The organism is Streptomyces naganishii JCM 4654 (assembly GCF_014650575.1).
GTDB classification, from domain to species: Bacteria; Actinomycetota; Actinomycetes; order Streptomycetales; family Streptomycetaceae; genus Streptomyces; species Streptomyces naganishii.
In genome coordinates this window covers 556,554-569,969 of the sequence record NZ_BMVF01000002.1, presented here as the reverse complement: position 1 = coordinate 569,969, position 13,416 = coordinate 556,554, and the positions used below count along the sequence as shown (strand labels likewise).

Here is a 13,416-nt window from a genome sequence, read left to right as displayed (position 1 = left end):
GCCCCGGACACCGCCCGGGGCCGGCGGTCAGTCGGTGGCCGCCACCGCTTCGTCGACCGAGGTGTGGATCGGGAACACCTTGGTCAGACCGGTGATGCGGAAGATCTTGAGAATGCGCTCCTGGTTGCAGACCAGGCGCAGCGAGCCCTCATGGGCACGCACCCGCTTCAGGCCTCCGACCAGCACGCCGAGCCCGGTGGAGTCGAGGAAGTCCACACCCTCCATGTCGACGACGAGGTGGAAATTCCCGTCGTTCACCAGCTCGACCAGCTGCTCGCGCAACTTGGGCGCGGTATATACGTCGATTTCGCCACCGACCTCGACGACCGTACGATCGCCGACGGTACGGGTCGACAGGGACAGGTCCACGGATCCTCCAGCACCTTGCTATCGAGCGGTCGCCCCTCGGGACACCTCGGCTTGGAAGCCCCCGGGACGGTTCGCCAGCCGCGATGGCATTCAATCACTTACCGGCAGGCGTGCACGACGCCTTGGCTCCATTGTCCGTCACGCCGGTGACAGACTCGGTCCCGATGGCCAAGAATCACCGACCCGATCGACCCCCGGCGGACCCCGCAACCCGCTTGACGCCAGGCGCGGTTCTGGACCGGCTCGCCTCCGGGCCGAGCCGGGCTGCGCGCATCACTCATACGGAGCACTTGCCCCCGCGGGCGGGTCGGCATGCCATCTGGCCGGACCGGATTCGCCCGGAGGTCGTCGCGGCCGTGCAGGCCTGCGGAATCGAACACCCCTGGGTTCACCAGGCACTGGCCGCCGAGCACGCCCTGGACGGCGATTCCGTGGTCGTCGCCACCGGCACCGCCTCGGGCAAATCGCTGGCGTACCTGGTCCCGGTGCTCTCCACTCTGCTGGACGGTTCCGAGGCGCCCAACGGCCGCGGCGCCACCACCCTCTACCTGGCCCCCACCAAGGCCCTGGCGGCCGACCAGTGCCGGGCGGTGAAGGAACTCGCCGGGCCGCTGGGCAAGGCCGTACGGCCCGCCGTGTACGACGGCGACACGCCGCCCGAGGAACGCGAGTGGATCCGCCAGTACGCCAACCACGTGCTGACCAACCCCGACATGCTGCACCGCGGGATCCTGCCCTCCCACCCCCGCTGGTCCTCCTTCCTGCGCGCCCTGAAGTTCGTGGTCGTCGACGAGTGCCACACCTACCGGGGCGTCTTCGGCTCCCATGTCGCCCAGGTGCTGCGCCGGCTGCGGCGCCTGTGCGCGCGCTACGGCGCCTCGCCCGTCTTCCTGCTGGCCTCGGCGACCGCCGCCGAGCCCGCGGTCGCCGCCCGCCGCCTGACCGGCGTGCCGGTGGTCGAGGTGGCCGACGACGCCTCACCGCGCGGTGAACTGGTGTTCGCCCTCTGGGAGCCGCCGCTCACCGAGCTGCGCGGCGAGAGGGGCGCCCCGGTGCGCCGCACCGCCACCGCCGAGACCGCCGACCTGCTCACCGACCTCACCCTCCAGGGCGTGCGCTCGGTCGCCTTCGTACGCTCCCGGCGCGGCGCCGAGCTGATCTCGGTCATCGCCCAGGAACGGCTGGCGGAGATCGAACGCCCACTGGCCCGGCGTGTCGCCGCCTACCGCGGCGGCTACCTCCCCGAGGAGCGACGCGCCCTGGAACGCGCCCTGCACTCCGGCGAACTCCTCGGCCTCGCCGCCACCACCGCCCTGGAGCTGGGCGTCGACGTCTCCGGCCTGGACGCCGTGCTGATCGCCGGCTACCCGGGCACCCGCGCCTCCCTGTGGCAGCAGGCGGGCCGGGCCGGCCGCGCCGGACAGGGCGCGCTGGCGGTGCTGGTGGCCCGCGACGACCCGCTGGACACCTTCCTCGTCCACCATCCGGAGGCCCTCTTCGACCAGCCGGTGGAGTCCACGGTCCTCGATCCCGACAACCCCTACGTCCTCGCTCCGCACCTGTGCGCGGCCGCCGCCGAACTGCCCCTCACCGAGGAGGACACCGAGCTGTTCGGGCCGGCGTCCGCGGAGCTGCTGCCGCAGCTGGAGGCCGCGAAGCTGCTGCGCCGCCGGACGAGGGCCTGGCACTGGACGCGCCGGGAACGGGCCGCCGACCTGGCCGACATCCGCGGCGAGGGCGGACGCCCGGTGCAGATCGTCGAGGCCGGCACCGGCCGGCTGCTCGGCACGGTCGACGAGGCCGCCTCGCACACCACCGTCCACGAGGGCGCGGTCCACCTCCACCAGGGCCGTACGTACCTGGTGCGCGCCCTCGACCTGGACGACTCGGTCGCCCTGGTCGAGGAGGCCAGCCCGCCCTACACGACGGTCGCCCGCGACACGACGGCGATCTCCGTGCTGGAGACGGACGTCGAGGTCCCCTGGGGCGCGGGCCGCCTGTGCCACGGCTCCGTCGAGGTCACCAATCAGGTGGTCTCCTTCCTGCGCAGACGCGTCCTCACCGGTGAAGTGCTGGGCGAGACGAAACTCGACCTCCCTCCTCGTACGCTGCGTACCCGTGCGGTGTGGTGGACGGTCACCGAGGACCAGCTCGACGAGGCCCGGATCAGCCCGGAGATCCTCGGCGGCGCCCTGCACGCCGCCGAGCACGCGTCGATCGGCATGCTGCCCCTGTTCGCCACCTGCGACCGGTGGGACATCGGCGGCGTCTCCGTCCCGCTCCACCCGGACACGCTCCTGCCCACGGTCTTCGTCTACGACGGCCATCCCGGCGGCGCGGGATTCGCCGAGCGCGCCTTCCACACCGCCCGCGCCTGGCTCACCGCCACCCGGCAGGCGATCGCCTCCTGCGAGTGCGACGCCGGCTGCCCCTCCTGCATCCAGTCCCCCAAGTGCGGCAACGGCAACGACCCCCTGCACAAGCGCGGCGCCGTACGCCTCCTGACGACACTGCTCCGCGGGGCACCCGAAAAGGAGGCGGAGGCTTAGCCCGGCCGAGTGACGGGGGCCGGTGCCGCGGGAGCCGGCGTGCCGGGGGTGTCCGGCGAGGGCGGCGGACCACGTGACCCCGGCAGTCCGGAGGGACCGGGCGGACCCGGCGGTCCGGGCGGCGGGTGGTCCGGGCGGGCCCGGTGGTCCAGGCGGCCCGGTGGTCAGGGCGGCCCCGGTGCGGGCGGCCCGGGCGGCCCCGCTCTTGCGCGGGCCTGGGCCGTGAGCGGTCCGCGTTCCGATGCCGCCGTGACGTCCGATACGTCGCCCACGACGGCGCACCGAGCCAGCCGTGCGCCCTGGGCGCGGGCCACCCGGTCCGCGCGGGCGCAGGCCGCGTCCCGGCCCTCCGCCCAGTGGCCGGCCGCCGCCAGGGCCGCGAGGTCGGCGGCCCCGGCTGCCCGGTGCCGGGTGACGACGGCCTGCCCCAGGGCGAGGCCGACCCCGAAGACCACGCAGAGCAGCGCGATCGCACCCACGCTCCAGACGGTCGCGGACCCCCGGTCGGGCTCGGCGAACCGGCGCCTCATGACCCCGCCCCTTCCTGTGCCGGCGGCGCCGGGGCCGCCGACGCCCCCGCCGTTCCCACCGTCTCCTCCGTATCCGCCACCGCCTCCCCCCTGAGCCGGAAGGGGAGCACGCCCGTCCCCGGAGGGTCGGCCACGACCACCACGCGGACGTGCTCGCCCTCCCGGGTGACCGTCACCCGCGCCCCGTCGGGCGCGGCCTCGCGGGTCACCGAGGTCACCGCGCCCTCGGGGTCCTGGCGGGCGGCGGCCCGGGCACCCACCCGGGCCGCGTCCACGCACTGGATCTGCGCGAGCACGACCAGCAGCCCCCACACCAGCGTGGTCACCACCAGCACCAGCACGGGCAGCACCATGGCGGCCTCGGCCGTCACGAACCCCTGGTCGCCACCCCGGGCATCACGCCCGCCCGGCCCCTCACGTCCGCGCACTGAGCGCCTTCTTCACGATGTTCTGCAGCTCGGTCTTGACCTCCCCGCTGGTCACCACCTCGTAGAGCAGCACCGCGAACGCCACCGCCGCGATGATTCCCATGGCGTATTCGGAGGTGACCATTCCCGCGTCCCGGCGCATCCGGGTCACCAGGGCACGCAGCCGTGCCCGTACCTTTCCGTGCATCTCAACCCCCGTTGGGTCTTGGTGTTCGTTGATTTCCGATCGCCGGTCTCCACCGGTCGGCGGCGGTCAGCCGCCCTGCCCCCGCAGCACCCCGCCCGCCAGTCCGATGACCACGGGCAGCACACCGACGGCGACGAAGGCGGGCAGGAAGCACAGTCCCACCGGGGCGCTGACCAGGACGGCCGCCCTGCGTGCCCGCGCCGTGGCGGTGCGGGCCCGGTCCGCTCTGACGTCGGCCGCGAGCCGCGCGGCCGGCCCGGCGGCGGGCAGCCCCGACTCGTCCGCCCGTTCCAGCAGCCGCGCGAGGGCGGCGGCCCCCGGTATCGCGGCGAGCCGGCGCCAGGCGTCGGCGGGCCGGCCGCCCAGCCGCACCTCCGCCGCACCCCGCGCCAGCGCCTGTCCGACCGGTCCGTCCAGGGCGTCACCGACCGCCTGGGCGGCGATCACCGGACCGGCGCCGGCGGCGATGCAGGCCGCCAGCAGGTCGGCGGCGAGCGGCAGTTGGCGTGCCGCCTCCACCGCGTCGAACTCGGGCTCGGGACGGCTCTCGACCAGCTGCCGCCACCTCCGGAGCCCGGCCGCCGCGGCCAGTCCGACCGCGATACCGGTGAACCCCCCGACCAGCACCCAGCAGGCGCCCGCGACCCCGGCGACCGGCAACCACCGCCGCAGGGCGGCCACTCCGGGAAGGCGGGACCCCGCTGCCCCCGGTCGCGGCACGGTCCGCGGTGCCCGGTCCAGCAGCGCGGCCGCCCGCCGCCGCGCTCCGCGCTCCCGGCGCACCGTCTCCAGCCACCGGACCAGCAGGGCCAAAAGCGCCGCCGCCCCCACGACCGTCCCCAGCCTGTGGACGACGTGAACCACCAGCACGCCATCGCCGCTCATTCCGCCTCCGCGCGTCGCGTGATCCGCAGGACCCACCACAGGCCCGCCCCTTCCAGCGCCCCGCCGACGAGCAGGCAGCCGAGGCCCGCTCCCGTGTGGAGCAGCACGTGCAGCGGGTCGGCGCCCATCGCGGTGCCCAGCAGGATCCCCAGGGCGGGCAGGGCGGCGAGCATCACCGCGGTGGCCCGGGCTCCGGCCAACTGGGCGCGCAGGTCAGCGCGCTGGTCCCGCTCGACGCGCAGGGCGCCTTCGAGCCGGTCGAGTCCGGCCGCGAGGCCCGCGCCCTGGTCGACGGCCACCCGCCAGCAGGCCGCCAGCCCGCGCAGTCCCTCCGCGCCCGGTTGCCGTGCCGCCGACGCCAGGGCGCCGGGGACGTCCCCGCCGAACCTCGCCGCCGCGAGCACTGCAGCCTGCGCCGCCCCGAGGCCGCCCGAGTCGTGGGCGGCCCGCAGGAGGGCGGCGCCCGGCTGCCGCCCGGCCCGCACCTCACCGGCCAGCGCCCCGCACAGGGCGATCACCGCGTTCGCCCCGCGCTCGGTGTCCCGCCGAGCCTCCCGGGCCAGCCGGGCGCGACGGAGCAGGGGTACTCCGGCCGCCCCCGCGACCACCGGCAGTACCGAGCCGCCCAGCACCGCCAGCACGAGCCCGGCGACGGGCGCCCACCACTCGGCCCTCAACCGACCGCGCACCCGGGCGAGTTCACGCAGCAACCGGTCCCGCACCGGTGGGCCGGTGCTCACCACTCCGCCGCCCGCGAGCAGCAGCCGCGCCCGCCGTGCCCCGGAGCGCCGCCCGCCGAACAGCCACACCGCCGCCCCGGCGCACAGCACGGCCGTCCCCGTCGTCATCGGCCCGAGAGCGGCCTTCCCGGCAGCACTCGCCGCAAGGACCACCGGCCCGCTCATCAACTCACCCATCACGGCCACCACTTCCTACCTCCGCTGCCACTCACCACTGCCTCCCGCGACTTCACTCGCCACTGCCTCGCGCCCCTCGCACCTCTCCCGCTCCTCACGGCCCCTCCGCCCCGCCCAAACGCAGCAGCGCCCGCAGCCGCTCCCACCCCCGTTCCGCCACGAAGGCCTGCGCGCCCCAGCGCAGCGCGGGCACCGTCTGCACCAGACCCGACGCGTCCCGCTCCAGCACCCGCACCTCCGCGATCCGGCGCCGCCCCGACCGGTCCCGCACGAGATGCAGCACCACCGACAGCGCGGCCGCCAACTGGCTGTGCAGCGCGGCGCGGTCGAGCCCGGCGGCCGTGCCCAGCGCCTCCAGACGGGCGGGGACGTCCGCGGCCGCGTTGGCGTGGACCGTGCCGCAGCCTCCTTCGTGCCCCGTGTTCAGCGCGGCCAGCAGGTGGACGACCTCGCCGCCGCGCACCTCGCCCACGACCAGCCGGTCCGGCCGCATGCGCAGCGCCTGCCGCACCAGGTCCTCGAGGGTGACCAGCCCGGCCCCCTCCTGGTTGGCGGGTCTGCTCTCCAGCCGGACGACGTGCGGATGGTCCGGGCGCAGTTCGGCCGAGTCCTCGGCGAGCACGATCCGCTCGCCGGGGCCGGCCAGTCCGAGCAGCGCGCTGAGCAGCGTGGTCTTGCCGCTGCCGGTGCCGCCGCTGATGAGGAACGACAGCCGCGCCTCCATCAGCGCCCGCAGCACGGCGTCCCCGCCCGGCGGAACCGTGCCCGCCGCCACGAGTTCGCCGAGCGTGAACGCGCGGGGGCGGACGACCCGCAGGGACAGACAGGTGCAGCCGACGGCGACCGGGGGCAGCACCGCGTGCAGCCGGGTGCCGTCGGGCAGGCGGGCGTCGACCCAGGGCCGGGCGTCGTCCAGCCTGCGCCCGGCCACCGAGGCCAGCCGCTGGGCGAGGCGCCGAACGGCCGCGGCGTCGGGGAAGGCGACGGCGGTGCGCTCCAGGCCGCCGCCGCGGTCGACCCACACCCGGTCCGGCGCCGACACCAGGACGTCGGTCACCGAGGGGTCGGCCAGCAGCGGCTCCAGGGGCCCGCTGCCGATCAGCTCGGAGCGCAACTGCTCGGCCGCCCCGAGCACTTCGGTGTCCCCGAGCACCCGCCCCTGCTCGCGCAGCGCCTGCGCCACCCGCGCGGGTGTCGGCTCGGCCCCGCTCTCGGCCAGCCGCTGCCGCACGCCGTCCAGCAACTGCGCCGGCATCCCCGAAGCGCCGCCCCGATCCGGCAGCCCCAGCCGGTCCGGCAGCCCCGACTGTCCTGACCGCGCCGGCAGCCCGAACTGCCCCGACCGCGGCGCCCCACTCACCGAAGCACCACGCCTTCCCGAACCCCGCTCCCGCTCCCCCGCTCCGGCCCTCATCCGGCACCCCCCCGCCTCGATCAGCGCCCGCTCCCAGAAGGCGGTGCAGAACCGGGCCAGCGGTCCGCGCGCGGCCGAGCCCGGAGGCGTCCTGCCCTCGCCCGGGCGCCGCAGCCCCGATTCCACGGGCACCTCGCCGGCCAGCGGGAGGCCGAGCAGCCGGGCCACCTCGCGGTCGTCGAGCCCGGGCGCGTACGGCCCTCGTACCGCCACGCGCAGGTCGCGCAGGACCATGCCGACCGCCGAGGCCACCCGGGCCGCGGCCGCCACGGCGCGCAGCTCCGCCGGGACCACGAGCAGACCGAGGTCGAGCTGGGCGAGAGCCTCGGCGACGCCCTCGTCGACGCGGCGGGGCAGGTCGACCACCACCGCTCCGCCGCGCCGCCGGGCGGCGGCGAGCACCGCCCTGACTGCCTGGGGCGGGACGGCGACGCAGTCGCCGCGGTCCCAGCTGAGCACCCGCAGCGAGTGCAGTTCGGGCAGCGACTCCTCCAGGGCGCCGCCGCCGACCCTCCCGCGCGAGCCGGCGAACGCCGGCCACCGCAGTCCCTCCGCCGCCTCACCGCCGAGGAGCACGTCGAGCCCGCCGCCGAGCGGATCGGCGTCCACGAGCAGGGTGCGCAGGCCCTCCCGCGCGGAGGTGACGGCGAGCGCGCAGGCCAGGGTGGAGGCCCCGGCGCCGCCGCGGCCGCCGATCACGCCCACGGTGAGGGCGGGCCTGCCGACGCCCTCGGCCACGTCGGCGATGCGGTCCACGAGCCACTGCTCGCCGTCGGGCAGCATCAGCACGTGGTCGGCGCCGATCTCGACGGCGCGCCGCCAGACGCCGGAGTCGTCCTGGTCGCGGCCGACCAGGACCACGCCGCGTCTGCGCGAGGCACCGCGCACCCGGCGCGCGGCATCGTCGCCCACCAGCACCAGGGGCGCGGCCTCCCAGCTGCCTCTGCGCTCGGGCACCCCGTGATGGACTTCCGGGGTGGCGCCGGCCGCCGCGCACAGGCGCAGCAGGTCGTCCAGGAGCGCCGCGTCCTCGGTGACGATGAGCGGTCCGCCCTGCCGTCCCGGCGTGCCGGGCGGCGGATCGTGTGTGACGGTTCCGGCCACGGGTCGTCCCCCTTCGCTGCGTGTTCCGCGCGGCCCTGTCGGCCGCGCGAATCCGTAAGGTGTGAAGAACCGGCGAAGCGGCCCTTCATATGGCGGCCGGCGGAAACCGGCCATACGCGCCCGACAAACGGAACCGGCCATGAACTCGCCGCGAGCGGTGCGCGCAGGAATCACGGTGCAACGGCCCGGAAAATGATGTGGATCTTGGTCGAAAACTGTGGACAACTCCACGGCTGTGAATATCGCCATCACCCGAACTGGTGATGGCGACGCCACTTCCCGCGCGACTTCCGCAGCGCAGCCTCACGGATACGCAGCGTGACGGATCAGCGGGGCGAGGCAGGAAGCGGCACCGAGGGGCCCGTGCGGCCGGCCGGTTCCGTACAGAAGGGGAGAAACCCACCCGGACATGCGACGACCCCCGCCGGGGGGGAGAGCGGGGGTCGTCTCCACGGCCGACTCGGGGGGGGAGGAGTCGGGCCGGGTTAGCACGGTCGCGAACGATCCGTGACTTCCATGGTGTACCCGAGAGCCCTCTCAGGCAAACCCACACGCCCACCTTACGCCGAATGGGCTGCCCCTATGCTCAGAGGCGTGGAAAACCACTCCTGGCCCCGCACAGCGGCCTTCTTTGATCTGGACAAGACGGTCATTGCGAAGTCGAGCACGCTCACCTTCGGCAAGTCCTTCTACCAAGGCGGACTGATCAACCGCAGGGCCGTCCTGCGTACCGCATACGCGCAGTTCGTCTTCCTCGTCGGCGGCGCCGACCACGACCAGATGGAGCGGATGCGCGAGTACCTGTCCGCGCTGTGCCGCGGCTGGAACGTACGGCAGGTCAAGGAGATCGTCGCCGAGACGCTGCACGACCTGATCGACCCGATCATCTACGACGAGGCCGCCTCCCTCATCGAGGAGCACCACACCGCCGGGCGCGACGTCGTGATCGTGTCGACCTCGGGCGCCGAGGTGGTGGAGCCGATCGGCGAACTGCTGGGCGCGGACCGGGTGGTGGCCACCCGGATGGTGGTCGGCGAGGACGGCTGCTTCACCGGCGAGGTGGAGTACTACGCCTACGGGCCGACGAAGGCGGAGGCCGTGCGGGAGCTGGCCGAGTCCGAGGGCTACGACCTCGAGCGCTGCTACGCCTACAGCGATTCGGTCACCGACGTGCCGATGCTGGAGTCGGTCGGGCACCCGCACGCCGTGAACCCGGACCGCGCGCTGCGCAGGGAGGCACTCGCGCGCGGGTGGCCGATTCTCGACTTCCACCGGCCGGTGCGGCTCAAGCAGCGGCTGCCCGGCTTCTCCGTGCCGCCCCGCCCCGCCCTGGTCGCGGCGGCCGCCATAGGCGCCGCGGCCGCCACCGCCGGCCTGGTCTGGTACGCGAGCAGGCGCCGGGGAACGGTCGCCTGATCACCACCGGCCGGGCGGGCGGTTTCCCGGCGGAAATGGTGTTGACACCCGGGCCGGTTTAGGTCCCGTTTGTACCTAAAAGTAAAGAAGTGCAGCCAGGGGTTCCGCTTGCTCCCGGCTTGCAGTACAAAGGACCTAACGGCCCGCGAGACCGAAGGGCATCCGAAAGGATCACCTTCAAAACGCATTTGGCCCCACGGACCGAGCATGAACACCGGGCACCCACGCGACGTCGACCCGTCGATTACGGGCCAGCCGCACCAGGTGACGGGCAAAGTTCCCGACCTGATGGGCGACATATCGAGGACGCTTGGTAACTCGGTGGACATGCCAGCGGCGGTACGAGTTCTCGTACCGCCGCACTTGTGTGTCCGGGCGCCTCAGGCCGCGCCGCGCTGCAGCGCCTCGCACACCGCCGTCGACTCGCGCACGCCCAGTTCCACCGCCTTGGCGCAGTGGGCGATCCACGCGGCCATGCCCTGCGGAGTCCCCGAGACGTAGCCGTCGAGGGCGGCCAGGTAGGCCGCGCGGCCCAGTTCGGCGTGGCCCACCTCGGCCGGGCAGACCGACTTGGGGTCGAGGCCGCTGCCCACCAGGACGACGCGCTCGGCCGCCCGCGCGACGAGCCCGTTGTGGGAGGTGAAGGGCCGCAGCGCCAGCAGTTCGCCGTGCACGACCGCGGCCGTCACCAGCGCGGGCGCGGAACTGCCCTCGACGATCAGCCCGGACAGGCCCTCCAGCCGCCCGGAGACCTCCGCGGCGCCGGGCAGCGGCAGCTCGACCAGCGGTTCGGCCACCTCCTCGCCCTCCTGGCGCGGCCGGCCAACGCGGGCGTCGTCGCTCGCGGCGGCGACCAGGTGCAGCCGGGCCAGCACGCGCAGCGGGGACTGGCGCCAGATCGACAGCAGCTGACCGGCCTCGGCCGTCAGCCGGAGCGCCGCGCCCACCACGCGCGCCTCGTCGTCACCGCTGAAGTCGGTGCGCCGGCGCACCTCCTCCAGGGCCCAGTCCGCGCCGGAGAGCGCGGCGGAACCGCGCGCGCCGCGCAGCGCCGCCTCGGAGGTGATCTCGTTGCTCCGGCGCCGCATGATCCGGTGCCCGTAGACCCGGTCCACGGCCTTGCGCACGGACTCCACGGACTCGGCCACACCGGGCAGCGAACCCAGGGCCGCGAGCGGGTCGGCGGTCGCGCCTGTCGTACTCATGAGTACGACACTACGCACCCCGGCGGCCCGCCCCACGAAGGAGTGGTCTTCTTCACCCTTCCGACCACTGAGAGCTTAGGTACGACTACGCTTCGTGAACATGAAAATTGCTTTCGTCGGGAAGGGCGGCAGCGGCAAGACCACCCTGTCCTCGCTGTTCGTCCGCCATCTCGCCGCCACCGGCGCACCCGTCGTCGCGATCGACGCCGACATCAACCAGCACCTGGGAGCCGCGCTCGGCCTGGACGAGGCGGAGGCCGCCGCGCTGCCCGCCCTGGGCGACCACCTGCCGCTGATCAAGGAGTACCTGCGCGGCACGAATCCCCGTATCGCCTCTGCCGAGACGATGATCAAGACCACCCCGCCCGGCGAGGGATCGCGCCTGCTGCGGGTGCGCGAGGACAACCCCGTCTACGACGCCTGCGCCCGGGAGGTGGAACTCGACGGCGGCGCCGTCCGTTTGATGGTCACGGGTCCTTTCACCGACGCCGACCTCGGGGTCGCCTGCTACCACTCCAAGACGGGCGCGGTGGAGCTGTTCCTGAACCACCTGGTGGACGGCCCCGAGGAGTACGTGGTCGTCGACATGACGGCCGGCTCGGACTCCTTCGCCTCCGGCCTGTTCACCCGCTTCGACATGACGTTCCTCGTCGCCGAGCCGACCCGGAAGGGGGTCTCCGTCCACCGCCAGTACAGGGAGTACGCCCGCGACTTCGGCGTCGTCCTCCGGGTCGTCGGCAACAAGGTGCAGGGCCGCGACGACGTCGACTTCCTGCGCGCCGAGACCGGGGACGACCTTCTGGTGACCGTCGGGCACTCGGACTGGGTGCGCGCCATGGAGAAGGGCCGGCCGCCCCGGTTCGAGTTCCTGGAGGACGCCAACCGCCGTGCCCTGCGCACCCTCCAGGTCGCCGCCGACGCCACGTACGAACTGCGCGACTGGCACCGCTACACCCGCCAGATGGCACACTTCCACCTCAAGAACGCCACCGCGTGGGGCAACGAGCGCACCGGGGCCGACCTGGCGGCGCAGATCGACCCCGGCTTCGTGCTCGGCGAGGACGTCACCGCCACCGCCTGACGTTCGGCTACGGCCTGGGCGCCCCGGGCACGCCCTTGGGGGCCGGGGCCGGCCGGCCCGACAGGAAGGACGCCCAGCCCTGCTTGGGGGTCTCGCCGACCTTCAGCTCACGCAGCTTGGCGAGGGTCTGCGGGTCCTGGGCGTCCAGCCAGTCGGCCAGCTGCCGGAAGGAGACGCAGCGCACCTCGGGCTTGTTGCACACCTCCTTCACGACGTCCTCGACGGCGCGCATGTACGTGCCGCCGTTCCAGGACTCGAAGTGGTTGCCGATGACCAGAGGCGCGCGGTTGCCGTCGTAGGCCCGGTAGAAGCCCTTGAGCAGGCCGTCGCGCATCTGGTCGCCCCAGTAGTCGAACTTGTCGGGGTCGCCCTGGGTGCGGGTGCCCGACTGGTTGACCATGAAGTTGTAGTCCATGGTCAGCTGCTCGAAGGTGTGACCGGGGAAGGGCACCAGCTGCATGGACAGGTCCCACAAGCCGGAACGTTTCTTCGGCCAGATCTGGTTGTTCACCCCGCTGCTGTCGTAGCGGAAGCCGAGCTGGCTCGCCGCCTTCACGAAGTTCTTCTGGCCCTCCAGGCAGGGCGTGCGGGCGCCGATGAGCTCCTTGTCGTAGTCGAAGGGCAGCGGGGCCAGGTTCTTCAGGCCGCTGTTGGTCTTCCAGGTCTTCACGAAGTCCTTGGCCTGGGCGATCTCGCTCTTCCACTCGTCGACCGACCACTGGCCCACCCCGCCGTCCGGGCCGCAGAAGTGGCCGTTGAAGTGGGTGCCGATCTCGTTGCCCTCCAGCCAGGCCAGGCGCACCTGCTTGGCGGTGTCGGCGATGCCCTTCTCGTCGTTGAAGCCGATCTCCGAAGCGCCCGGCGCGTGCTGCGGGGGGTGGTACAGGTCGCGCTTCTCCTCCGGCAGCATGTACACGCCGCTGAGGAAGTACGTCATCGTCGCGTTGTTGGCCTTGGCCACCTTGCGGAAGTGGGAGAACAGCTTCTGGCTGTCCTCGCCCGCGCCGTCCCAGGAGAACACGACGAACTGCGGGGGCTTCTCGCCGGACCTGAGCCGCTCGGGTCTGGGCAGGTGCGGCTGTGCTCCGGTGTACGCGGTCGACCCGTCCCCGATCAGGCGGACGACGCTCCCGGGCGCCGGGGCGCCCTTCTGTGCGCCGTGCGCGCCCTGCTTGGGGGGAGCGCTCGTGCCACTCGCACAACCGGCGAGCGACGAGGCGCAGGCCGCGGCGGCGACGACCCCCGCGGCGATCCTCTGGGTGGCGGCCATGTTCCGCCCACCTTCTTCCTTCTCTCGTCCAACGCCGAGACGGCGCGTGCTGGTGGTGTGC

Annotated in this window: 12 protein-coding genes and 1 pseudogene; 3 read left to right on the top strand and 10 right to left on the bottom strand. The window is 73.9% G+C overall.

The window, feature by feature from the left end:
• Positions 1-27: 27 nt before the first annotated feature.
• Positions 28-369, bottom strand: a complete 342-nt coding sequence (bldG, locus tag IE217_RS05385; protein ID WP_009189842.1) for an anti-sigma factor antagonist BldG — start codon at positions 367-369, stop codon at positions 28-30.
• A gap of 83 nt (positions 370-452) precedes the next feature.
• Between bldG and sftH the strand changes: the two genes are divergently transcribed.
• Positions 453-2,918: a DEAD/DEAH box helicase gene (sftH, locus tag IE217_RS05380; protein ID WP_190176508.1), complete on the top strand. Its 2,466-nt coding sequence runs from the start codon at positions 453-455 to the stop codon at positions 2,916-2,918.
• A gap of 164 nt (positions 2,919-3,082) precedes the next feature.
• Here sftH and IE217_RS05375 read toward each other — a convergent pair whose 3' ends face one another.
• The 7 genes and pseudogenes from IE217_RS05375 to ssd form a co-directional block, all read right to left on the bottom strand.
• Positions 3,083-3,448 (bottom strand): Rv3654c family TadE-like protein, encoded by a 366-nt coding sequence (locus IE217_RS05375; RefSeq protein ID WP_190176507.1) that lies wholly within the window; start codon positions 3,446-3,448, stop codon positions 3,083-3,085.
• Positions 3,445-3,876: a TadE family type IV pilus minor pilin gene (locus IE217_RS05370; RefSeq protein WP_268249129.1), complete on the bottom strand. Its 432-nt coding sequence runs from the start codon at positions 3,874-3,876 to the stop codon at positions 3,445-3,447. The genes IE217_RS05375 and IE217_RS05370 overlap by 4 nt, the downstream gene beginning before the upstream one ends.
• Positions 3,863-4,063 carry a DUF4244 domain-containing protein gene (locus IE217_RS05365; protein WP_190176506.1) on the bottom strand — a complete coding sequence of 67 codons (201 nt, stop codon included), beginning with the start codon at positions 4,061-4,063 and terminating at the stop codon, positions 3,863-3,865. Before IE217_RS05365 ends, IE217_RS05370 begins: the two co-directional genes overlap by 14 nt.
• A gap of 66 nt (positions 4,064-4,129) precedes the next feature.
• A complete protein-coding gene (locus IE217_RS05360; protein ID WP_190176505.1) occupies positions 4,130-4,948 on the bottom strand; it encodes a type II secretion system F family protein in 819 nt (272 codons plus the stop codon).
• A complete protein-coding gene (locus IE217_RS05355) occupies positions 4,945-5,796 on the bottom strand; it encodes a type II secretion system F family protein (RefSeq protein WP_190176504.1) in 852 nt (283 codons plus the stop codon). Before IE217_RS05355 ends, IE217_RS05360 begins: the two co-directional genes overlap by 4 nt.
• Positions 5,797-5,959: 163 nt before the next feature.
• A complete protein-coding gene (locus tag IE217_RS05350; protein ID WP_190176563.1) occupies positions 5,960-7,120 on the bottom strand; it encodes a TadA family conjugal transfer-associated ATPase in 1,161 nt (386 codons plus the stop codon).
• Between the two features lie 168 nt (positions 7,121-7,288).
• Positions 7,289-8,383, bottom strand: a pseudogene (gene ssd / locus IE217_RS05345) (septum site-determining protein Ssd); the annotation flags it as partial.
• 582 nt (positions 8,384-8,965) lie between these two features.
• Here ssd and IE217_RS05340 point away from each other — a divergent pair.
• Positions 8,966-9,799, top strand: coding sequence for an HAD family hydrolase (locus IE217_RS05340; RefSeq protein ID WP_190176503.1), 834 nt, complete (start codon positions 8,966-8,968; stop codon positions 9,797-9,799).
• 380 nt (positions 9,800-10,179) lie between these two features.
• Here the strand turns inward: IE217_RS05340 and IE217_RS05335 are convergent, their stop codons facing one another.
• Complete coding sequence (locus IE217_RS05335; protein ID WP_190176502.1) at positions 10,180-11,004, bottom strand: Fic family protein; 825 nt, start codon at positions 11,002-11,004, stop codon at positions 10,180-10,182.
• Between the two features lie 100 nt (positions 11,005-11,104).
• On the opposite strand from IE217_RS05335, the gene IE217_RS05330 reads away from it, so the two are divergent.
• Complete coding sequence (locus tag IE217_RS05330; RefSeq protein ID WP_190176501.1) at positions 11,105-12,085, top strand: ATP-binding protein; 981 nt, start codon at positions 11,105-11,107, stop codon at positions 12,083-12,085.
• Positions 12,086-12,092: 7 nt separating this feature from the next.
• On the opposite strand, the gene IE217_RS05325 is transcribed toward IE217_RS05330, so the two are convergent.
• Complete coding sequence (locus IE217_RS05325; protein ID WP_190176500.1) at positions 12,093-13,355, bottom strand: polysaccharide deacetylase family protein; 1,263 nt, start codon at positions 13,353-13,355, stop codon at positions 12,093-12,095.
• Between the last annotated feature and the right edge of the window lie 61 nt (positions 13,356-13,416).

Excerpts from the sequence above, each read along its gene's own strand:
- IE217_RS05330 (WP_190176501.1), top strand. The coding sequence starts at position 11,105 with ATGAAAATTGCTTTCGTCGGGAAGGGCGGCAGCGGCAAGACCACCCTG.
- IE217_RS05365 (WP_190176506.1), bottom strand. The coding sequence starts at position 4,063 with ATGCACGGAAAGGTACGGGCACGGCTGCGTGCCCTGGTGACCCGGATG.
- IE217_RS05355 (WP_190176504.1), bottom strand. The coding sequence starts at position 5,796 with ATGACGACGGGGACGGCCGTGCTGTGCGCCGGGGCGGCGGTGTGGCTG.
- IE217_RS05325 (WP_190176500.1), bottom strand. The coding sequence starts at position 13,355 with ATGGCCGCCACCCAGAGGATCGCCGCGGGGGTCGTCGCCGCCGCGGCC.
- IE217_RS05360 (WP_190176505.1), bottom strand. The coding sequence starts at position 4,948 with ATGAGCGGCGATGGCGTGCTGGTGGTTCACGTCGTCCACAGGCTGGGG.
- sftH (WP_190176508.1), top strand. The coding sequence starts at position 453 with ATGGCATTCAATCACTTACCGGCAGGCGTGCACGACGCCTTGGCTCCA.
- IE217_RS05335 (WP_190176502.1), bottom strand. The coding sequence starts at position 11,004 with ATGAGTACGACAGGCGCGACCGCCGACCCGCTCGCGGCCCTGGGTTCG.
- IE217_RS05340 (WP_190176503.1), top strand. The coding sequence starts at position 8,966 with ATGCTCAGAGGCGTGGAAAACCACTCCTGGCCCCGCACAGCGGCCTTC.
- IE217_RS05375 (WP_190176507.1), bottom strand. The coding sequence starts at position 3,448 with ATGAGGCGCCGGTTCGCCGAGCCCGACCGGGGGTCCGCGACCGTCTGG.
- IE217_RS05350 (WP_190176563.1), bottom strand. The coding sequence starts at position 7,120 with ATGCCGGCGCAGTTGCTGGACGGCGTGCGGCAGCGGCTGGCCGAGAGC.